The sequence below is a fragment of the Leyella lascolaii genome, assembly GCF_900079775.1.
Classification (GTDB): Bacteria; Bacteroidota; Bacteroidia; order Bacteroidales; family Bacteroidaceae; genus Prevotella; species Prevotella lascolaii.
The window spans coordinates 403,522-422,260 of record NZ_LT556035.1 but is presented as its reverse complement, the minus strand read 5'-3'; the positions used below and the strand labels follow the sequence as shown (position 1 = coordinate 422,260).

25 protein-coding genes and 1 pseudogene are annotated in these 18,739 nt (G+C 51.8%); 11 read left to right on the top strand and 15 right to left on the bottom strand.

Annotation, left to right across the window (positions count from 1 at the left end):
* The first annotated feature begins 3 nt into the window (after positions 1-3).
* The 11 genes and pseudogenes from brxL (at position 4) to BN4609_RS02985 (ending at position 6,639) form a co-directional block, all read left to right on the top strand.
* Positions 4-1,434 carry a BREX system Lon protease-like protein BrxL gene (brxL, locus tag BN4609_RS03045; RefSeq protein WP_068855220.1) on the top strand — a complete coding sequence of 477 codons (1,431 nt, stop codon included), beginning with the start codon at positions 4-6 and terminating at the stop codon, positions 1,432-1,434.
* 59 nt (positions 1,435-1,493) lie between these two features.
* Positions 1,494-1,991, top strand: a complete 498-nt coding sequence (locus BN4609_RS03040) for a BT4734/BF3469 family protein (RefSeq protein WP_084791331.1) — start codon at positions 1,494-1,496, stop codon at positions 1,989-1,991.
* A 1,001-nt stretch (positions 1,992-2,992) separates the two neighbouring features.
* A pseudogene (locus tag BN4609_RS03025) lies at positions 2,993-3,207 on the top strand (hypothetical protein).
* An 11-nt stretch (positions 3,208-3,218) separates the two neighbouring features.
* Positions 3,219-3,440 (top strand): hypothetical protein, encoded by a 222-nt coding sequence (locus BN4609_RS03020; protein WP_005944104.1) that lies wholly within the window; start codon positions 3,219-3,221, stop codon positions 3,438-3,440.
* A 13-nt stretch (positions 3,441-3,453) separates the two neighbouring features.
* Positions 3,454-3,876: a PcfK-like family protein gene (locus BN4609_RS03015; RefSeq protein WP_005944107.1), complete on the top strand. Its 423-nt coding sequence runs from the start codon at positions 3,454-3,456 to the stop codon at positions 3,874-3,876.
* A 2-nt stretch (positions 3,877-3,878) separates the two neighbouring features.
* Positions 3,879-5,168, top strand: coding sequence for a PcfJ domain-containing protein (locus BN4609_RS03010; RefSeq protein WP_005944110.1), 1,290 nt, complete (start codon positions 3,879-3,881; stop codon positions 5,166-5,168).
* 24 nt (positions 5,169-5,192) lie between these two features.
* Positions 5,193-5,450: a DUF8466 domain-containing protein gene (locus BN4609_RS03005; protein WP_005944113.1), complete on the top strand. Its 258-nt coding sequence runs from the start codon at positions 5,193-5,195 to the stop codon at positions 5,448-5,450.
* 20 nt (positions 5,451-5,470) lie between these two features.
* Positions 5,471-5,704: a DUF3873 domain-containing protein gene (locus BN4609_RS03000; protein WP_005944115.1), complete on the top strand. Its 234-nt coding sequence runs from the start codon at positions 5,471-5,473 to the stop codon at positions 5,702-5,704.
* The gene (locus tag BN4609_RS02995) at positions 5,701-5,946 is read left to right on the top strand and encodes a DUF6956 domain-containing protein (protein WP_005944117.1); all 246 of its coding nucleotides are present in this window, start codon (positions 5,701-5,703) and stop codon (positions 5,944-5,946) included. The genes BN4609_RS03000 and BN4609_RS02995 overlap by 4 nt, the downstream gene beginning before the upstream one ends.
* 45 nt (positions 5,947-5,991) lie before the next feature.
* The gene (locus BN4609_RS02990) at positions 5,992-6,300 is read left to right on the top strand and encodes a hypothetical protein (protein WP_005944119.1); all 309 of its coding nucleotides are present in this window, start codon (positions 5,992-5,994) and stop codon (positions 6,298-6,300) included.
* A gap of 117 nt (positions 6,301-6,417) precedes the next feature.
* Positions 6,418-6,639, top strand: coding sequence for a DUF7688 family protein (locus BN4609_RS02985; RefSeq protein WP_005944120.1), 222 nt, complete (start codon positions 6,418-6,420; stop codon positions 6,637-6,639).
* Between the two features lie 63 nt (positions 6,640-6,702).
* Here BN4609_RS02985 and BN4609_RS02980 read toward each other — a convergent pair whose 3' ends face one another.
* The 15 genes from BN4609_RS02980 to BN4609_RS02910 all read right to left on the bottom strand — a co-directional run bounded on the left by BN4609_RS02980 (position 6,703) and on the right by BN4609_RS02910 (position 18,732).
* Positions 6,703-7,230 (bottom strand): glycoside hydrolase family protein, encoded by a 528-nt coding sequence (locus BN4609_RS02980; protein WP_015532448.1) that lies wholly within the window; start codon positions 7,228-7,230, stop codon positions 6,703-6,705.
* A complete protein-coding gene (locus BN4609_RS02975) occupies positions 7,227-7,730 on the bottom strand; it encodes a DUF3872 domain-containing protein (RefSeq protein ID WP_005944124.1) in 504 nt (167 codons plus the stop codon). Before BN4609_RS02975 ends, BN4609_RS02980 begins: the two co-directional genes overlap by 4 nt.
* A complete protein-coding gene (locus BN4609_RS02970) occupies positions 7,727-8,629 on the bottom strand; it encodes a DUF8464 domain-containing protein (RefSeq protein WP_025066945.1) in 903 nt (300 codons plus the stop codon). The genes BN4609_RS02975 and BN4609_RS02970 overlap by 4 nt, the downstream gene beginning before the upstream one ends.
* Positions 8,630-8,637: 8 nt before the next feature.
* The gene (locus BN4609_RS02965) at positions 8,638-9,213 is read right to left on the bottom strand and encodes a conjugal transfer protein TraO (protein WP_005944127.1); all 576 of its coding nucleotides are present in this window, start codon (positions 9,211-9,213) and stop codon (positions 8,638-8,640) included.
* Positions 9,214-9,215: 2 nt separating this feature from the next.
* Positions 9,216-10,202, bottom strand: coding sequence for a conjugative transposon protein TraN (gene traN / locus BN4609_RS02960; RefSeq protein ID WP_005944129.1), 987 nt, complete (start codon positions 10,200-10,202; stop codon positions 9,216-9,218).
* Positions 10,203-10,246: 44 nt separating this feature from the next.
* On the bottom strand, positions 10,247-11,617 hold the full coding sequence (gene traM, locus BN4609_RS02955; RefSeq protein WP_005944132.1) for a conjugative transposon protein TraM: 1,371 nt from the start codon (positions 11,615-11,617) through the stop codon (positions 10,247-10,249).
* On the bottom strand, positions 11,586-11,906 hold the full coding sequence (locus tag BN4609_RS02950) for a TraL conjugative transposon family protein (protein ID WP_005944136.1): 321 nt from the start codon (positions 11,904-11,906) through the stop codon (positions 11,586-11,588). Before BN4609_RS02950 ends, traM begins: the two co-directional genes overlap by 32 nt.
* 6 nt (positions 11,907-11,912) lie before the next feature.
* The gene (gene traK / locus BN4609_RS02945; protein ID WP_004308925.1) at positions 11,913-12,536 is read right to left on the bottom strand and encodes a conjugative transposon protein TraK; all 624 of its coding nucleotides are present in this window, start codon (positions 12,534-12,536) and stop codon (positions 11,913-11,915) included.
* A 31-nt stretch (positions 12,537-12,567) separates the two neighbouring features.
* A complete protein-coding gene (gene traJ / locus BN4609_RS02940) occupies positions 12,568-13,572 on the bottom strand; it encodes a conjugative transposon protein TraJ (protein WP_005944138.1) in 1,005 nt (334 codons plus the stop codon).
* A 3-nt stretch (positions 13,573-13,575) separates the two neighbouring features.
* On the bottom strand, positions 13,576-14,205 hold the full coding sequence (locus BN4609_RS02935; RefSeq protein ID WP_005850484.1) for a DUF4141 domain-containing protein: 630 nt from the start codon (positions 14,203-14,205) through the stop codon (positions 13,576-13,578).
* A gap of 23 nt (positions 14,206-14,228) precedes the next feature.
* Positions 14,229-14,609, bottom strand: a complete 381-nt coding sequence (locus BN4609_RS02930; RefSeq protein WP_005944150.1) for a DUF3876 domain-containing protein — start codon at positions 14,607-14,609, stop codon at positions 14,229-14,231.
* 29 nt (positions 14,610-14,638) lie between these two features.
* On the bottom strand, positions 14,639-17,149 hold the full coding sequence (locus BN4609_RS02925) for a TraG family conjugative transposon ATPase (protein ID WP_005944152.1): 2,511 nt from the start codon (positions 17,147-17,149) through the stop codon (positions 14,639-14,641).
* Positions 17,146-17,478, bottom strand: a complete 333-nt coding sequence (locus BN4609_RS02920; protein ID WP_005944155.1) for a DUF4133 domain-containing protein — start codon at positions 17,476-17,478, stop codon at positions 17,146-17,148. The genes BN4609_RS02925 and BN4609_RS02920 overlap by 4 nt, the downstream gene beginning before the upstream one ends.
* A gap of 11 nt (positions 17,479-17,489) precedes the next feature.
* Positions 17,490-17,801 (bottom strand): DUF4134 domain-containing protein, encoded by a 312-nt coding sequence (locus BN4609_RS02915; RefSeq protein WP_005944158.1) that lies wholly within the window; start codon positions 17,799-17,801, stop codon positions 17,490-17,492.
* Positions 17,802-18,003: 202 nt separating this feature from the next.
* Complete coding sequence (locus tag BN4609_RS02910; RefSeq protein ID WP_005944161.1) at positions 18,004-18,732, bottom strand: hypothetical protein; 729 nt, start codon at positions 18,730-18,732, stop codon at positions 18,004-18,006.
* Positions 18,733-18,739 lie beyond the last annotated feature (7 nt).

Below are 18,739 nucleotides of genomic sequence, written 5' to 3'. Positions count from 1 at the left end.
GTTATGACAGAAGAATTAACATCTAAGATACGCCAAGCCTTTGGCACGCAAACTATTTATAAAGACTCCGCAACCTCTGGAAGTCTATTTGACGGACGTACGTTACCTTCATTTGTTAAAGATTTCCTACTCAAGAAATATATTAATTCAGATGGAATAGTTGACAAAGGAGGATTAACTACTTTTTTAGATAAAGTCATTCCAAGACATGTATCAGAAGTAAAAGACAGACTGGGATGTGGTGAAGAACTGACATTACTCACTCGTTTTGAAATATATATAGATCTTGTAAAAGGAGTCCGCCGTTTTGCAATCCCTGACATGGGCATTAAACTAAAAGAAGGAATAATACCTGATTATGTATATAATAAGCATCAAGGTGAACTTGTTGATGGTGAGAAATGGGGTGTAATAAAAATTTGTGTTATGCCTGATGACGATGGAAAAAAGAACCATGTTGAAATGCTTGAATTTAAACCGTTCAAGCCATACAAATCAATCGACATGAGCTATTATAGAGATGCTCGTAAACAATTCTCTACAACAGAATGGATTGATGTTCTCTTATCTGCTATGGAATACAATGCAGATGGTTTCTCAACCTTAAAGGAAAAGATAGAATTTATCACAAGATTGCTCATTTTTGTTGAACCACGACTTAACGTCATTGAACTTGCTCCTAAAGGAACAGGTAAATCATATGTATTTGGCAATTTGTCCAAATATGGTTGGTTAGTCAGTGGCGGAAAGGTATCTCGTGCCAAATTATTTTACGATAAACAAAAGCAACAAACTGGTATTATAAAAAACCATGATTTTACAGCTTTTGATGAAATTCAAACAATCGTATTCCAAGACCGGTCTGAAATACAAGCCGCATTGAAGGCTTATCTAGAACAAGGCAAAACAACAATAGATAACTTCGAATTTATTGCTGATAGTGGATTGATGTTAATGGGCAATATAGATCTTGATGAGAATCGCCGTCCAATATCTAGAAAATATTTTGATAAATTACCGGAAAGTTTTAGAGAATCAGCTTTGCTTGACCGTTTCCATTGTTTCATTGAGGGCTGGTATCTACCTAGAATAACAAAAGAAATGATATTCCAAGGCTGGACCGTAAATGTAGAGTATTTCTCTGAAGTTCTCCATACGTTACGCACTCAAACTATATATGGCCAACTATTTGACGAACTCGTAGGTTATGAGAAACAGGCTGATAATCGTGATTTCAATGCTGTAAAGCGCATTACTGTAGCTACAATGAAATTATTATTTCCTCATTGGACAACGATAGAAGATGTTAATCGAGAAGAATTTGAAATTTATTGCCTAAATCCAGCTATTCATCGTAGAGGTATTATTAAAGAACAATGTCATAATATCGACCCTGAATTTAAAATTCAAATGCCTGAATTTTGGGTGAAATAATATTTACTCATAAGCATATACTTTGATAGTTATAATGAACTCTACATTATTTTGTAATCATGACACATACAATTCAAAAAGAAATATTTAACAATATAATGGTTTCTTTTTACGACAATATCAAAAGAGTAAAAAGACTTGATCTTCCTATTAATCGTATCTTTAATGGAATTAGAAGTTGTGCTTATGGTAATATCGTAGAAAACGCTAGGAACTATCTAAATAGAGGGGATGTAGCTGAATATAATAAAATAAAAGAAAACTTACCTGCGGTCACATTTTGTGGAACTTTTAACTCTAGTCATAAAGCTGATGATTGCAATAGATATAACAATTTGTTAGTTATAGATATTGACAAATTAGATGATGATGAACTTCTTAGAATTCACGAAGTTTTAGAAAATGAGCCTCATATTGCTGCTTTTTGGCTTTCTCCATCTGGTAGAGGATATAAGGGACTTGTACATTTAGAATACACAAAAGAAACAGATGAATACAATTTTAAGGACAAACATAATATTGCATTTAAGCAGTTATTTGTATATTTGTTAGCTTAAGTTACGAAAAGAGTGTAATTTATTGGAAATGAGCGTAGGTTAATTGCTCATGATAGTAATAGGTTACGATTTAGTTAGTTATCTACTGCATCATCCTTCTGCGCATTGCGTAACCTTCAAAGAACTCTTCGTATGCAAAAGTAACAATAAAACGGGAGATTTTGAAATGAATCTCCCTAATTTTTTTCTTCTCATACAAGTTTTTCCGTAAAAGCGGTTTTATCCGTCGGTACACCATCGCCCAAAAGGATTTTGAACGGACGTATGCCGACTGCCGCATAAGCGGCGAAAAGGGCTTTGCCTCACGCCTAAACAACAGTTTAGACTGATGATGCAAGGCCCATTTCTTTTGTGCTTATGCCAAAGAGGTGCTTTTACGGGTTCGCAGATGATTTCTTTTTCCGCTGTTCCTTTGAGCCGTAAGCGGAAAGCCGTGTCTGACCGCCCGATCCATAAATGGAACAAGCCGTCATGCACGGCAGGCAAACCGGGAAGAATGATTTTATCCGTCAGACCGGACACGCTCGGACAGACATATAAAATCATACTTCCTTGCCGGTGGTTTACCCGGTTCCACGCTTCCGGCTATGTCCCTTTTCCTTTTTGGCGTTTTCCCTTTTTCACGGATTTCTCTTTTGAAGTTTTCCTGTCTAATCTGCCTCCACTTCCGTTTACCTCCATTTTCGCGTCTTTCAGTGAGCCGCATCAGGCAGTCATTTCCGTTCTGGGCGCAAAGGTAATTCCGGGATTGGACGGGAATGCAAGGTCAAGCCTCCTGTTTTCGGAAAAAATCTCCAGCCCTGCGGGTAGTATTTTTCCCGAAAAACCTTGCATTCCCTAATCCCTACCTTTTCAAGCACCCGAAACGAAAACGACCGATGCGACAGAAAGACGCATAAAAAAAATGTCGGATAAACGAGAGGCAGATAAGATAGTTTGAAACTCAACTCCCTCAGCTCTTGAATCCGCATTAAAAATAAAAAATCAAAAACAGCGAAGATATGACGGCAACGGCAAATTTCAGACAAATGGCGCAGTACATAGGGTTTGCGATATGCGGCTTGATGATGCGCACCGCCTTCGGGGTGTTCGGCATCCTTTGGGCATCATTAGAGAGATTGTAAACGGAGTGTTCCGAGTGGCGATAGGCGTAATCGTGGCTATCCTTTCCACTATCGCCTTCTTCGGTTTCATCCTTTGGTTATTCACCCTTTAACCCCTACCGACATGGCAAAGAGAAGCAGCAAAACGGTAGCGCAGCAATGCAGATACTACGAGGTGGACAACATCTTCGTGTACATGGTGGAAACGTACATCAACGGCAACATATCCGTGTTCCGTGAACTCTACCGAGAACTGAACAAGGACGCACGGAGGGATTTTACAGACTTCCTTCTGAGCGAGGTAGAGCCGACCTATTGGAGAGAGATACTGAAACAGACAATCTAAAAACGACAGCGATATGAAAGGAACAGAACATTTCAAGAGAACGATACAGATGTATCTGGAGCAGCGTGCAGCGGAAGATGCGCTCTTTGCGAAGAACTACCGCAACCCTGCTAAGAACATAGACGATTGCGTCACCTACATTCTCAACTACGTGCAGCGGAGCGGTTGCAACGGCTTCACGGACGGGGAGATATTCGGGCAAGCCGTCCACTACTATGACGAGAACGAGATAGAGGTAGGCAAGCCCATTCAGTGCCACGTGGCGGTGAACCATGTTGTGGAACTCACGGCGGAGGAAAAGGCGGAAGCACGGCAGAACGCAGTCCGCAGATACCAAGAAGAAGAACTCCGCAAGTTGCAGAACCGCAGCAAGCCGAGAACCGCCACCAAAGCGACCGCACAAGAAGTACAACAACCCAACCTATTCAATTTCTGATTATGAAACCGAGAACACCCATACAGCAGGAAGTCGCACGATTAAGCGAGCGACTGCCCAAATTGACCGCCACACAGAGGGCATACGCTTTCCGTCATTGCTTCAAGCATTACGCCATCAAGAGGGCGGACGGCACGAACATCTGCACCGAGTGTGGACATTCGTGGAGGAGTGAACACGACCTTGCGGACACCGTTTGCGGATGCACCTGCCCCCATTGCGGCATGAAGCTGGAAGCGTTGCGCACCCGAAAGAGCGTGTTCAGCGAGAACGAGTATTTCTGCATCATCACCACCTGCAAGCAGTACCAAGTGATACGCTTCTTCTTCGTCAAATCCCGATACAAGGCAGGGCAGGCAGCCGAGTATTCCATTTATGAAGTGGTGCAAAGGTGGATTTCGCCCAAAGGCACAACCGTCACTGTCGCCCGACTGCGAGGAATGTCCATACTTTACTACGACCTATGGGCGGAATACAGCGACATGGAGGTACGCAAGAACAACAAACTCCGTGCATACGATATAAACCCCGTCTGCACCTATCCCCGACAGCGTTTCATACCCGAACTGAAACGCAACGGCTTCAATGGCGAATACCACAACATACTGCCTTACGACCTTTTCACGGCTATCCTTTCCGACAGCCGAGCCGAAACGCTGTTGAAGGCAGGGCAATATCCCATGTTGCGCCACTACATCCGCAGTTCCTTTGACATAGAGAGGTATTGGGCATCCATAAAGATATGTATCCGTAACGGTTACACCATTTCGGACGGCTCCATGTGGCGTGACACCATAGACCTCCTGCGTCATTTCGGCAAGGACACGAACAGCCCGAAGTACGTCTGTCCCTCCGACCTCAAAGCCGAACACGACAGACTTATGCACAAGCGCAACAAGGAGATAGAGCGCAAGAAGTTGGAGGAACGCATCCGCCAAGCGAAGAAACACGAGAAGGCATACCGCAAACTCAAAGGCATATTCTTCGGCATTGCCTTTACGGACGGCACTTTGCAGGTGCGTGTGTTGGAGAGCGTGGCGGAGTTTGCAGCGGAAGGGACGGAACTGCACCATTGCGTGTTTTCCAACTCCTATTTCCTTGAAAAGAACTCCCTTATCCTATCCGCCACCATTGACGGCAAGCGCATAGAAACGGTGGAGGTTTCCTTGAAGACATTGGAGGTGGTGCAAAGTCGTGGCTTGCACAATTCCAATACCGAGTACCACGACCGCATTGTAAACCTTGTGAACAGCAACGTGAACCTTATCCGCCAGCGGATGGAAGCGGCATAGTATCAACCTATAATACCCAATAGTATGGAAGTAAGAATTGAAAGCATGATTTGTCTGTGGGACGATAAAATCCCCACGATGTTCCTTGAATTTGTAAACCTCCTCACTCTTGCAACGAGTGAGGAGCAGTTAAGACGGAGTGTAAAGGACTTTGCCGAGAAGCACGAACTTGACAGGTTTTTCCTTTACGGCTTCGGCTCCCACCATTTCTACCTGCACCAACGCTATACGAGTGACCCCGAAATGGTGATGAAGAACAGAATTCTGTCAGTACATTTTTAACCACCCTAAAATCAACGATTATGGCAACACGAATGACCATCAACGGAATAAGCACCTGCACGGAAGCAGGTACGGAGAAATACGAGCGTTTCCAATTAGGTATCGGCAGACGCAAGCGGACACTTGTGCAGTACGACTACCGCCACCCCACAGACGGAGAGTTGTTCTCTTGTGTCAAACCCACATTGGACGAGTGCCGAGCCGCACGGGACAAGTGGCTCACGGAAAAGGAAGAAAAGGAGGACAACCGATGAAAGCAGCCTATCAAACGCTGATAGTGAAGTTCAGCCAGCCTATCAAAGTATTGGACGGCATCTTTGACGATGCCGAAGCGTGGGGAGTTGATACCCTAAAAGGGTGGATAGACGACTACGAGAGCAGCAGGTTTACCGCCATCAACAGCCATACGGCAGTCATCACAAGCGAGTACAATATGGAGTGCCTGATGGAATGGCTGAAACGAAACACCCCCATTGCCGAGATAACAGAATGTTAAACAAGTTGGCGGTGTCCGCACCGCCAACCTAAAACCAAGAAAAGCATGATAGCAAAGACGATTTTACAGCAGATAGGCGGCAGACGCTTTGTCGCCATGACGGGAAGCAAGGATTTTACAGACATGGGCAACGGCTTACGCATGAGCCTTGCGAGGAACAAGACGAGCGCAAACCGTCTTGACATCATCTACGATGCCGGCTTAGACCTTTACAATATGCGTTTCTACCGCAAAACGTTCAGTAAAAAGACATTCGAGTGCAAGACGAAGGACATCGAAACGCACGAGGGCATATACTGCGATATGCTGGAAGAAATGTTCACGATGGTAACGGGACTCTACACCCGTTTTTAAGTGGCGGCGGCAAAAGCCGCCCTACTTTCTTTCGGTGAGCATGATGGCGGACAAAGAAAGTAGCAAAGAAACCGCTGTCCCAATCTACGATAGTATTCACAAAAACAAGTTTCAATCATGGAAGAAATCAGACAAAACGGAAAAATCATCTTGCACAGCGATGACGGAATAAGCATAAAGATGATTTTCAAAAACCTCACGGGGAAGAATTTTCAAGGTCAGAAATATGCAGAGTATATCCGGCACATCGCAATCGGGGAGATGGGATTTTCGCCCGGCATCATAGAGCATTGCAGGGACGGTGAAGTAATCGGCAAGGGAAAAATCCCGAATGTATGAAAAGCGGAAAATCCGATGAAGTTGCGGCTTCATCGGATTTTCATTTGTCAGGCATTTGCCATGTTACGGAATGTACAGCAGTGCAAACTCCGCCTTTCTCCGTTTGAGCAGCATGGCGTGCCGTTTACCCTTGTAGTTGCAGAAAGCGATATATTCCCGGTAAATGTTCCTGTCGCCCGCCTCCAATTTTCGGATCAGCGTGCTTTTGGGTATCTTTCCGCTCCCCAAAAGCCGGTATGGACCGACATTGTAGGCGAGCGTGGCAAGGAGCAGACTGTCACGCCCGAACTTGCGGAACATGGCGCAGAACTTCCGCAAGTCTTTCCGCAGGAGCGCGTCCGCCTGCCGCTTCGTCATGGTGCGTGCCGAATACCTTTCCCCCGGCTGCACCTGATGCCCCCAGCCCACGTATGGGTGGTGTTTCTCCGAATGCCAGCCCTCGAAATACTTCGTACACCGAACCGCCCGCTCGAAAGGCGGCAGGCGGTAGATTGCCGCCTGCCCGTCCGTCCCCTTCTGACGGCTGTCCCGTGCGGACACGGAACAGACCGCCAGTAGCGAACAGAGGATAGCCATGAATACACGCATCATCTTGGCAGAGGTTTGTAATTGCCGATGGGGATGACGGTCTGAATGTCGTCCTTCACGTTCCGGTTGTTGAAGTTAAATTCCAATTCGTAGGAATTTTTGAAATTGTCCTCCACCACCACGATGAAGTTGTGCGCCTCGTCGCCCTCAGCCGTATAGTACAGCCGGAACTTCTCGTTTTCGAGCAGGTAGCGGTCATTGGGCAGGAAAGTGATGCCATTGTCCATCTTCAGCGTGCCTTCCCCCTCGAACTGGAAATACCGGATGGTGTAGAGCGTGTTGGCAAATTCGCCTGTCTTTTTCAGCTCACAGCGGATTTCCACCGTCTGCCCCTTTGTCACCTTGTTGGGTACGGGCATCGTTTCCACCGTGAACGGATAGGATTGCTGGATGTCCATGTCATCGTCACACGATGCGAGCGTGAGCGACACGGCGGCGAACAGGCAGAGTGCCAACGCCTTGAAGATGGATGTTCTCTTGTTCTTGTTGTTCAGTATGTTCATTGTCCTTTGATTTTTAAGTTATTGTTCATTTCTTTTTTTGCTGTCCGTTGCAGATACTCGTTCAAGTCCTTGCAACCGTCATAGAGTGCGGAACGGTCACAGACACGTCCGCCGTAGTGTCCTTTGAGGACTTCCAGCGTCCTCCGCCCGGATTCGTCACGGTCGAGGAAGCAGTCGATGCGCCCGTACCCGTCCAAGTGTTTCACCGCCTTGCCTACGTTGGCGACGGAGTTCAGCACAAGGCTGTCGCCATTGCCGCCTATGCCGAGTGTGTCAGCGGACAGAAAGTCCATGAAACCCTCGAACACGCTGCATACGTCAGAGGCGGTATCTTCCGGTTTTATCAGTGACACATCTTTGGGTGGTATGCAACCCTTAAAATAGCGGCTCCGGATTTCGTAGCCACCAGCCACGTTCGGGAAGCCAACTGTGAAATACCGCTTTCCACGCACGCCATAGTTCAGGCGGCAGCAGTGGCGGGATGCAACGGCATAAGGGATGCCCCGTTCCGCCAGATAGTCCGTCAGTGGTGAGCGGAGCAGCGGGACGGCTTCCACTCCCTCAAAGGCAGGTTCGGACGGTTCCGGCAGGTACAACGGCTTTTTCGCTGAGACAAATGGCATACGCACAGTTTCCGCTATGAATCCCGCCTGCGCCATGAAGTCACCGCTTCGGGCAAACTCCCCGGCAAGCGTGAAGATGTCACCGCCCTTGCCCAAGCCGAAGTCGTACCAGAGCCGTTTCGCCACGTTCACGCGGAAAGAGGGCGTGCGCTCATTGCGGTATGGCGCATGATACCACAGCTCGTTTCCGCTCCTTCGGACAGGCTCATGTCCCAACCGTGCGAGAAAGTCCGCGAGGGATATTTGCCTCATAGTGTCTATATCCGTCCGTTCCATGCGGCGCATCAGTTGATGATGAACTTTATACCCATGCCCCACTGCGTATGAAATTTCTTCGTGTCGCCACCCCACAGGCAACGCTCCCGGAGGTTGGCGAGCAGGGCGATACGGTCAGCCACGTAAAACTCCACGTCCAGCGTCAGCGCACCGCCATAGACGAAGGCGTCCCGGTCATGCAGTGTCGAGCCGTCATGCAGCACCTTTTCGCCCCAATTCACCGATTCATACCCGGCGAGAGCCGAAGCCCCCGCATAGACGAACACGATTTTACGGGCATCGGAAAGTATCTTGAAATAGTAGCCGCCTTCCGCCGTGAACTGCGCCACAGGTATGGAAGTGTCCTTGTAGGGGTTGTTCTTCAGAATATACTCACCTCCGAACACCCATTTATTACCCTTCTTCGTGTAGGTGGAGAGAGCCGCCCCGAAACTGTACCCGCCGTCGTTACCGCCGGGTTTGAAGCCGTCTGCCAGATTCGCCCTGACCTCGATACCCTGCATCTTCGGCAGGCATCGCTGGGCGTGCGCCTGCCCCGTGAAGAGTGCAAGCGACGCGATGATTATTGCGATGTGCTTTCTCATGGTCAGCGCACTTGGAGTTCGTTAATCGTGTTTGCACGTACCAAATCCTCATTTTCGATCACGAAAGACTGGTGGCGACCTCCGTTCTTCTCGTTCAGCTCCACCACGAGGCACTTGCCGTCGGGGATGGTGAACTTCGCCATCGTGAAGACCGTGCGCTCGCTTTTTTTGCCCGGCACGAACGTGGCGTAGTTCTGTGCGCGGAGCGGCAGGATGACACGCTCCTGCACGGCGGTACGCTTCGCCACCTTCTTGTCCACGATTTTCCATGTGATGTAGTCCACATCGAAAGGCACGTTGCTCTGGTTCCTGATTTCCGTGTGGAAATACAGAAGCCCGTTGTGCGTGTATATGCCTTTCAGAAGGTACTGGATGCCGAAACGCTTGCAGCCGATATGCTTCACCTCACGTTTGTTCTGCTTGTGGATGGACTTCATGATAAGGCGCACCAGCATCGGGCTTTCGCTGCCCAGCTCTTTCAGGTAGATTTCCTGCGCGTTGTTCGGGCGGTTCACCGCCTCGCCGTCATGGATGAAGTCGCACATCTCCACATTGAGCAGCAGCGGCTCGGCGGCGTACTTCACGTTGAAGGTGTAGAAACTCCCGTCCTCCGTGATGACAGACATGTTGGTTTCGTTCGGGAAGTTCCTCACGGTTGCCTTCACACGGATGACGTTCTCCGCTCCGTCGGCTTTGCCCGCGATCAGGTCGGGCGAGCCTAAATCGACATAGCGCACCTCCGCCGGGAAGATGACATGCACGGTCTTGTCGTAGGTCACTTCCAAGCCGTGCGGGGGAACCATGCGGTCAAAGCCCAGCTTTCTCGTCAGACCGTGATACAGGTCGCCGTCCGCCTCCTTCTGCGGATAGACCTCCTTTGTCAAGGTCGGTTGGTCACTTCCGTTGCTTTGCCCAACGGTTACGTTTTCCTGCGCGTTGGCAGTTGCGATGCCCATAGCGAGGGCAAACATCATGATTACTTTTTTCATTTTACTTTGGATTTTTAGTGGTAAATAAAAATTTGATTATTTCCTTAATTCACTCCTTGATAGAGCATGACCCTGTACCCGGCTTTCAGATGCACTTTGACGGTGCGCATCTTCTTGGCTATATACTGGCTCGTGCCTTGTATCAGCCCCTTGCCCAAGTCGGAGGCGAGCTGCGCCCCGGCATTGGTGGAGATGTTGATGCTGCTCCCCAGCGAGCCGCCCATGTTGGCGGCAACCTCCCGGACAGCGTTCATCTCCATCGAGTTGGGGATGAATATGCCGGGCTGTCCGTCCGTGTCATAGACCTCCAACTCCACCGGGATAACCGTACCGTCGTGTTCCAGCGAGGTGATTTCGATAGCGAGCCGTTCGCCCTGAATCTTGGCTGCGCCGACCACCACCGCATTACGGGGAATGATCCGGTCTGCTACCGCCATCGGCTCCAGCAAGCGCAACCTGACCGCCTGCCCGTCCGTCACGCTCTGCGCCCCATAGACACATGCCGGTATGGTGTTCCTGTCCGATACGGTTGTAATGCCCACCGCCGTGTTGAAACTGCGGTTGCGTTCCTGCGAGAAGGAAGCGACAAATTCGGCATTGCTCACGGGCTGTCCGAGCGAGGACACCACCTGATGCGTCACCTGCCTGACGGGTTTTGCCGTATTCTTTCCGGCTTTCTGCACGGGGGACGGCTCTGTGGTCTGTCCCGCCGCCTGCGTGCCGTTCTGACCGCCCATGTACTTCGCCGCCAGCTCGTAGGATTTTTCCATGAGTGCCACCTGCTCGTCCATCGTGGAGCTTCTCTCTTTTCCGCTTTCCAGTTCGGATTCGAGCGTGGCGATGCGTTCCAGCAGTTCGTCCATCTCCGCATTGTCGTTCTTCGGCTGCTCGTAGAAGTTGCCGAGTGTGGCATTGAGGTCACGGTAGGCAGCTGCCGAGGACTGGATGGTTTTCGGCGCGGGCTTCACCGCCTCTTCCGTTCCGCCGGGATTGGCAAGGTCGAAGTCGCTGTCCCCATCCGCTGCCGCCGTTTCGCGGTCGAACAGGTCGCCCAACTGCTGCATGGCGCGGCTGCGGTTCTCCTGCCGTTCCTCCATTGCCCCCTGCTCGTAGGCTTTCGCCTTGTCACCGATAATCCGGCGGTTCTCCTTGTCCGCGTCGGGCATCTCGATGTTGTAGCCGCTTGTTCCCGGTTCCTGCTCCTTGCCGGAGGACGGGGCGAATATCAGCCACATCGCCCCGATGAATACCAGCACCATAGCGGGAAGCACTATCATTTTCTGACGTTTCAGCCGTTGGGCTTCGGTCAGCGGCTTGCGCTCCTTCTTCGGCTTGTCGTTGCCGGGAGCCGTCTTGTTTTCGGGCTTGCTCTCCGTCTTGTTCTCAATCTTCGTTTCGTTCTTTGTCTGTTCCATATAAATAAGGTATTAAGTGATTTTCCGTTTTTTGCTGTACGGACAGTTCCACCTGTCCGGCATGGTCTGTCACCATCCGGCTACCGTCATTCCTGCCGATGTCATAGACGGCTTTACCGAAAGTGTAGAGGGCAAGCGTGGCGAATGCGGCGAGCATTGCCAGCACGATGCGCCTGCGTGTCTTCGGCGGCAAACCGTCCAGATAGCCCCTGAGCCTTGCCACCAGCATTTTCTTTTTGTCATGGAGTTTCCAATATGCGCCCCAAAATGATTTCTTGATTTTCTTCATATCCGTTTACCTTTTGATGGTTTGTAAATCCTTGTTCTCGATGATGGTGAATCCCTCGATGGTGAACCCGTTGGGGTTGTCGTCCGAACGAGACGAGTTCAAGAGGCGACAAGTGGTCACGAGGCTGCGCTCTGTGACGTTGCTCTGCCGGATGATCTTCTGCGTGGCGTAGGTCACGGCACGGTAGGGATAGCCGTTGAAGTCGCACACCACACTGTCCACTTTCAGCACTTGGTTGATGTTACCGGCGATGATGCGGTTGTAGTACCCTTTCTCGGCGAAGTCCGAATAGTAGTTGTACACGCTCTTGTCCGCCAGCAGCAACGCACGCTTCACGTTGTGTTCTATCGCGCTCTTTTCGGGCGAGAGCGTGAAAAACAGCTCGTGGAAGCGGCGCACATGCTCCCTCGCTTCCGCCGGACGGTTCTGCGAGAGGTCCTGCGAGAGTGCCAGCATCAGCGACTTGCCGTTATCCAGCACATAGATCTTTTCACGCTGCCGCTCCGCGAAGCGGTAGGAACTCCACACGCTCCATACCGTTATCACGGCGCACAGCGAGAGGAAGACGATACCGAACAGGCGTATCTGCCTGAACGATGATTCGATGTTTTTGAGTGACTTGAATTCCATTTTACTTTTTCCGTTTATAATTGCACATTGATTATTTCAGCAGTTTCCCGGCACGTCCGACCATGTTGCCTGCGGTAGCACCCGCCACGCTGCCCGCCATGCTTCCGGCGCGTCCCGCCATCTGGTTCACGTTGCGCCCGTAGCCGCCCATGCCCCCGGCTTGAATGATCCAGCCCGCCACCGTCGGAATGGTGAAGTAGCCGATGATGCCGATTATCATGAACACGATATACACCCCGTCGCTGGAATCCAGCGAGAAGTTGGGGTCGGTCTGCATGCGCTCGATGTCGCTCTGGAGCATCAACACCTGAATCTTGGCGAGTATGGTGCTGAATATGTCCGACACGGGCAGCCACAGATAGACCTGAATGTAGCGGCATATCCACTGCGTGAGCGTGCTTTGGAAGCCGTCCCACACCGATATGGCGAAGGCTATCGGACCGAGTATCGCCAGCACCACGAGGAAGAACGTGCGGATGGTGTCTATCACGAGGGCGGCGGCTTGGAACATCAGTTCCAGTATCTCGCGGAAGAAGTCGCGGATGCCCTTCTTCATCTTGTACATCCCCCGGTCGATATACATCCCCGCCATCGTCACCATGTCGGAGGGCGACCAGCCCAATTCCTCCAGTTGCTTGTCAAACTCCTCGTTGGACACGAGGTAGGCGGTTTCGGGATTGCGCACCATCGCCTCGTATTCCAGCCTGTCCTTCTGCTCACGGTACTTGTTCATGTCCAAAGTCTGCGTTTCGAGCAGTTTCGCCGTACCCTGCACGACGGGCGAGAGGACGCTGTTTATCGTGCCAAGCACCACCGTAGGGAAGAACATGATGCACAGACCGACGGCAAAGGGACGGAGCATCGGGAAGACGTCTATCGGTTCGGCTCTCGCCAGCGACTGCCATACCCGGTAGGCGACATAGAAGAGCGCGCCCAGCCCGGCGATGCCTTTCGCCACGCCCGCCATGTCGGCGCACAGCGGCATCATCTGCTCGTAGAGCGAGCGGAGAATCTGGTGAAGGTTGTCGAACTCCATAGGCTACCAGTATCTTTCGTTCATACTGCCGTACAGCCCCATGATGCGGTCAAGGTCGTTTTTCTTCTTCGCACGCAGGTAGCTCACGCTGATGTTCTTGTTGGTGTAGTAGCTCACGAGGTTGCGGTAACGTTTCATCTTGGAGTGGCAGCGTTCCACCACGTCCATGCGCTCCTTGTCCGTCATGGAGAGCGTGGTGATGTTCACCACGTTCTTCAGCTCCGTCAGCACGTCGTTGGATTCCTCCAGCAGCTTCGTGTACCCGAAGGCGATGGCTCCGAGTTCCTCCACCGTGAAGTTGTCGTCGCGCAGCATCTTCTGGAAGCTGGTCACGTAGATGTCCGTGATGTCGCCCACCATCAGGATGGTCTGCTGCACCTTGCGGGCGTCCTTGACCAGATTGTTCACCGATTTGAGGGCGTCGTAATACTTCTTGCCCTGCTCGTATATTTTCACCGTTTCCTGAAAGTTGTTCACCATGTTCGTGGCGGTCTTCGAGGTGTGGATGATGTTCTTCGAGGCGTTGATGATGCCTTGCGCCAGATTGCCCGGATCGCTCACGACCCATTGGGCGGAAGCCCTGCCCGCGAAAAGCAGGCACAGGCAGATGACGAATGTTATTCTTGTTCTCATGTTTCTTTGGATTTTAGCGGTTCTTATTTTTCTGCCGGAGTTTCCGGCTGCGGCTTCACACGCACGTAGTCCCCGTTGGGTGAGAAGGTCAGCACGTCGGTGGCTTCGTTATACGCCACGTCGATGCGGAAGCCGGTGTTCATGAACAGGTTGCCGTTCTCCTCCTGCAAGAGATAGGTTTCCGGTTTCAGCCTGCGGCGGATGCCGCTCCGTTTGAATACCGTCACCTTGTAGGCTTCGCCCTCCTTGTAGATAAGCACGTCGGGCTTGCCCTCCACGCTTTCCCATTTCCCGCACAGCAAGTCGCGGCGGTTCTCCGCCACGTCGCAGGATTGCAGCACCATGACCGCCAGTCCGATTAAACACTTGCTGACTTGCAGCATTTTAATTTTTGATATGCTCATACGCTTTTCTTTTTTTGTTGATGATTGGTTTATTGATTGTTCTTGTTTCTCCGCCTTTCGGCAAGCTGCCGGATGGCGGCTTCGATGTCGCCGCCCAATTGCTCCGCCAGACGGTACACCTCCACCTTTTCCGTTTCCTCGGTGGTGTACGCCAGATATTCCTCCGCGCTCACCTCGGTGGCATAGACCGCCGACTGCGTGCCGCCCAAGCCTATCCACACCTCCTTGTAGAGCCGTGAGGGGTTGTTCGCCATGTTGATGGAGAGTATCTGCGACTTCTCCTTCTCCGTCAGTCCGAGCAACGCCTGAATCTGGTCGAACTTGTTCATGTACTTGCGCTGGTCGAGCAGGATTTTACAGTCCGAGTTGTTGATGATGCTCTCCTTGACAACGGGTGAGGAAATGATGTCGTCCACCTCCTGCGTCACCACGATTGCCTCACCGAAATACTTGCGCACCGTCTTGTACATATAGCGCAGGTAGTCAGCCATATTTGCCGAAGAGAGAGCCTTCCAAGCCTCTTCCACGATAAGCTGCTTTCTCACACCTTTCAGACGCCGCATCTTGTTGATGAAGGCTTCCATGATGATGATGGTCACTACCGGGAACAGTTCGCGGTTGTCCTTGATGGAATCAATCTCGAAGACGATGAACCGTTTGCCCAGCAGGTCGATGTTCTCCGCCGAGTTGAGCAGGAAGTCGTAGCGTCCGCCCCGGTAATACTGCCGCATGGTGGTGAGCATGTTGTCGATGTTGAAGTCCTCCTTCTCCACCTTGATGTCACGCTCCGCCAGTTCCCTGCGGTAGTCGTCGCGCATGTACTCGTAGAAAGTGTTGAACGACGGCACGATGCTCCGGTCTGCCCTGATGCGCTCGATGTAGGCACTCACGGCACTGCCCAATTCCCCGCTTTCGGTTTTCGTCACCTTGTCGTCCTCCGACTTCCAGAGCGTCAGCAGCAGCGTCTTGATGCTGTCCTTCTTCTCCACGTCAAACACGTAGTCGTCGGTGTAGAACGGGTTGAAGCTGATGGGCTTCTCCTCCGTGTAGGTGAAATACACGCCGTCCGTGCCGCCCGTCTTGCGCCGTATCATCTCGCACAATCCCTGATAGGAGTTTCCCGTGTCCACCAATACCACATGCGCGCCCTGCTCGTAATATTGGCGCACCAAATGGTTCATGAAGAACGACTTGCCGCTACCCGAAGGACCTAATACGAACTTGTTCCTGTTCGTGGTGATGCCCCGCTTCATCGGCAGGTCACTGATGTCGAGGTGCAGCGGTTTTCCCGTGAGCCTGTCCACCATCTTGATGCCGAAGGGCGAGAGCGAGCTGCGGTAGTTGGTTTCCTCCGTGAAGAGGCACACCGCCTGTTCAATGAAGGTGTGGAAACTCTCTTCCGCCGGAAAGTCCGCAGCATTGCCGGGCATCGCCGCCCAATAGAGTGTCGGGCAGTCGATGGTGTTGTGGCGCGGCACGCACTCCATGCTTGCCAGCTGGCTGCCCACGTCGTTCTTTATGTGCTTCAGCTCTTCCGCGTCGTCGCTCCACACCATGACGTTGAAGTGCGCCCGCACCGAGGTCAGACCGTAGGAGTGCGCCTCGTTCAAGTATCGGTCTATCCACTCGCGGTTGATGCTGTTGCTCCGGCTGTATCGGGATAACGACTGCATATTCCTCGCGGACTTCTCGAATTTTTGAAGGTTCTCCTCGCTGTTGTCGATAATCACGTACTGGTTGTAGATGTGGTTGCAGGAGAGCAGCAGCCCCACCGGGGATGCAAAGGAGAGGCGGCAGTCCGAGCGGTCGGTGGAGAGTTTCTCATACCGGGTGTCGGTAGCCACCGTGCCGGGCAGGTCTTCCGCGTCGGACAGGGTGTGCAGGCACAGGCGGTTGTCGCCGATGCGCATCTCCCGTGCCGAGAGGTCTATGTCCTGCAACGTGGCATCGCCTTCGGGCATGAGCGAGAAATAACGCTCTATCAGTCCGGTTTTGCCTTCCGTCCCCACAATCTCGTCGGTGGAGAGGCGGCGCAGCCTGACAAAGCCGCTGTCGTTGATGATGCGCTCGAACTGTTCCGCAGCCTCCATGAACTTCGCGGCGGTTTCCTTGTCCAGCTCCTTCGGGATGATATGCCCCCGGCACAGCGTGCTGAAATTGCTCTGCATCCGGTTACGCTCCTTCGTCGTCTTGGTTAGGTAGAGGTAGCACGTGTGCTTCAGGTACGGTCGCTCGTTGAAGTGACGCTCGAAGCTCCGTGAGAGGAAACTCATGTCCTCCTTTTGCAACTCCGGTCTGTACTTCTCCTTGATGAACCAGTCCTGCTTGTGGACAACGGAGAAGTCCGGCAGCACCTTGATCGCCTTGCACCAGCAGCCGTGTATCGCCTCGTACTCCGCGCCCGTCACGGTGTAAAGCTCCGGCAGCTCCACCTCGAAAGCCACCGTGATGTCGGCGTCTTTGGAGATGATGCAGCCTTGCTCCACCGCTAATAGCGGGAACTTGTTTTCCAGTGTTGTCATTTTGGATGTATTCCTCATGTCGTTTCTTCCTTTCGTTTCCGTTTGAATAATCGGGTGATCCGCCGCCGGTTGATAAGGTATCGGGGATGGCTCCTTGTTGCCCCTAATTTCATCAGTCCGTGTTCGCCGTACCGGGCGTTCAGTGCGAAGGTCTGCCACACGAGGACGGAAGACGATGCCACGCCGAAGCCGATACATACCCACTGGTCGATGCCGACCATGTAGAGGATGACGAACAGGACGAAGAGAGCCAGCAGACCTCCGCAGAAGATGAAGAGGTACTGAGCCTTCAAGCCCTTGAATTCTACCGGACGGCCGATACCCTTGTTTATCGGGTATTCAGCCATACATTGGTTTATTAAAGGAAGAATGAGCGCAGGATGGTGGCGGCGACAATCAGGAAGATGCACGCTCCGAACCAGCTTGCCGCTGTTTTGGAGGTATCGGGATCGCCGGACGAGAATTTCCCGTACACTTTCACGCCCCCGATAAGCCCGACTACCGCGCCGATGGCGTAGATGAGTTTCGTGCCGGGGTCGAAGTACGAACTCACCATAGAGGTGGCTTCGTTGATGCCCGCGATGCCGTTCCCCTGCGCGAAGGCGGAGGCGGTTACGGCAACCAGAAGTGCCGCTGAGAGGATAAGTTTCTGTCTGTTGTTCTTGTTCATAAACTGTTCTTGTTTTGTGCCGTCAAAAGGGTGGATGGTCCTTTGTCGGGCGGTTGATACTCGGTTACTTTTCTTTGGTTTAGTGGGTTGCCCGTTTGTTTCTACGGACTTGGGTGTGTCCGTTGCGGACCGGCTGTACCTTGTACCGCCGTGCGCGTGGGTGATGCCGTCTTACGTTTTCATTTTCATTCTTTTTTAGTCGTTATACATAGTTGCGGATGTCGAAGTCCTCAATATTGTCCGGGACGACAAAATCCTTTTTCGGTTTCTTCAGCCGGATTTCGATAAGCCCCTTGATGCGGATGCTCATTTCAGACGAGCCGGTCATCAGCTTCTCGTACAGCTCCGTCCCTTCCATGTCGGTGAAGACCTTTGCCGCCCGCTCCCGTTCCGTCGTTGTCGCTTCCGGGTTCTTGGCGGTTCTGACCGCATCGTCTATCTCGTCGAAGCTGCTTCCGGATGCCCTCGGCGCGTCGGGCGTTTCTTCCTCCGGCTCGTCCTCCCCGAACTCCAGTTCCGAAGGCGTGAGGCTCGTGAAGGTTTCGTCGAGTTTATCCTCCGGGATTTGGGCGGGACGGGACACGGTTTCCGTGTTTCCGTCGTCAAAAGTAGCCTCTTCCTCCGTCAGCTCAATGCCTTTTTCCGAAGTGGCGGCTTCTTGCGTCGGTATGGCAGCGGTTGTCCGGGTCGATGCCATCCTGAAACGGCTCTTGCCGATGATGTCCGGGGTGTCTGCGGGCGGTATTTCCCTTACCGCTTCGGGCTTTGCCGCCGTGCCGCCCAACGACCGCCACACTCCGGCTATGCTTCTGAGGAAGCGGACAAGTCTGGTTTCCATGATCCTGTCATAAAGGAGCAGGAACAGGAACCACAGGTTGCAGCCGACCGATACGGTCAGCAGAATATCAGTCATGCTTATTGTTTCACTCATGCACGTT

Excerpts from the sequence above, each read along its gene's own strand:
- brxL (WP_068855220.1), top strand. The coding sequence starts at position 4 with ATGACAGAAGAATTAACATCTAAGATACGCCAAGCCTTTGGCACGCAA.
- BN4609_RS03040 (WP_084791331.1), top strand. The coding sequence starts at position 1,494 with ATGACACATACAATTCAAAAAGAAATATTTAACAATATAATGGTTTCT.
- BN4609_RS03020 (WP_005944104.1), top strand. The coding sequence starts at position 3,219 with ATGGCAAAGAGAAGCAGCAAAACGGTAGCGCAGCAATGCAGATACTAC.
- BN4609_RS03015 (WP_005944107.1), top strand. The coding sequence starts at position 3,454 with ATGAAAGGAACAGAACATTTCAAGAGAACGATACAGATGTATCTGGAG.
- BN4609_RS03010 (WP_005944110.1), top strand. The coding sequence starts at position 3,879 with ATGAAACCGAGAACACCCATACAGCAGGAAGTCGCACGATTAAGCGAG.
- BN4609_RS03005 (WP_005944113.1), top strand. The coding sequence starts at position 5,193 with ATGGAAGTAAGAATTGAAAGCATGATTTGTCTGTGGGACGATAAAATC.
- BN4609_RS03000 (WP_005944115.1), top strand. The coding sequence starts at position 5,471 with ATGGCAACACGAATGACCATCAACGGAATAAGCACCTGCACGGAAGCA.
- BN4609_RS02995 (WP_005944117.1), top strand. The coding sequence starts at position 5,701 with ATGAAAGCAGCCTATCAAACGCTGATAGTGAAGTTCAGCCAGCCTATC.
- BN4609_RS02990 (WP_005944119.1), top strand. The coding sequence starts at position 5,992 with ATGATAGCAAAGACGATTTTACAGCAGATAGGCGGCAGACGCTTTGTC.
- BN4609_RS02985 (WP_005944120.1), top strand. The coding sequence starts at position 6,418 with ATGGAAGAAATCAGACAAAACGGAAAAATCATCTTGCACAGCGATGAC.
- BN4609_RS02980 (WP_015532448.1), bottom strand. The coding sequence starts at position 7,230 with ATGATGCGTGTATTCATGGCTATCCTCTGTTCGCTACTGGCGGTCTGT.
- BN4609_RS02975 (WP_005944124.1), bottom strand. The coding sequence starts at position 7,730 with ATGAACATACTGAACAACAAGAACAAGAGAACATCCATCTTCAAGGCG.
- BN4609_RS02970 (WP_025066945.1), bottom strand. The coding sequence starts at position 8,629 with ATGGAACGGACGGATATAGACACTATGAGGCAAATATCCCTCGCGGAC.
- BN4609_RS02965 (WP_005944127.1), bottom strand. The coding sequence starts at position 9,213 with ATGAGAAAGCACATCGCAATAATCATCGCGTCGCTTGCACTCTTCACG.
- traN (WP_005944129.1), bottom strand. The coding sequence starts at position 10,202 with ATGAAAAAAGTAATCATGATGTTTGCCCTCGCTATGGGCATCGCAACT.
- traM (WP_005944132.1), bottom strand. The coding sequence starts at position 11,617 with ATGGAACAGACAAAGAACGAAACGAAGATTGAGAACAAGACGGAGAGC.
- BN4609_RS02950 (WP_005944136.1), bottom strand. The coding sequence starts at position 11,906 with ATGAAGAAAATCAAGAAATCATTTTGGGGCGCATATTGGAAACTCCAT.
- traK (WP_004308925.1), bottom strand. The coding sequence starts at position 12,536 with ATGGAATTCAAGTCACTCAAAAACATCGAATCATCGTTCAGGCAGATA.
- traJ (WP_005944138.1), bottom strand. The coding sequence starts at position 13,572 with ATGGAGTTCGACAACCTTCACCAGATTCTCCGCTCGCTCTACGAGCAG.
- BN4609_RS02935 (WP_005850484.1), bottom strand. The coding sequence starts at position 14,205 with ATGAGAACAAGAATAACATTCGTCATCTGCCTGTGCCTGCTTTTCGCG.
- BN4609_RS02930 (WP_005944150.1), bottom strand. The coding sequence starts at position 14,609 with ATGAGCATATCAAAAATTAAAATGCTGCAAGTCAGCAAGTGTTTAATC.
- BN4609_RS02925 (WP_005944152.1), bottom strand. The coding sequence starts at position 17,149 with ATGAGGAATACATCCAAAATGACAACACTGGAAAACAAGTTCCCGCTA.
- BN4609_RS02920 (WP_005944155.1), bottom strand. The coding sequence starts at position 17,478 with ATGGCTGAATACCCGATAAACAAGGGTATCGGCCGTCCGGTAGAATTC.
- BN4609_RS02915 (WP_005944158.1), bottom strand. The coding sequence starts at position 17,801 with ATGAACAAGAACAACAGACAGAAACTTATCCTCTCAGCGGCACTTCTG.
- BN4609_RS02910 (WP_005944161.1), bottom strand. The coding sequence starts at position 18,732 with ATGAGTGAAACAATAAGCATGACTGATATTCTGCTGACCGTATCGGTC.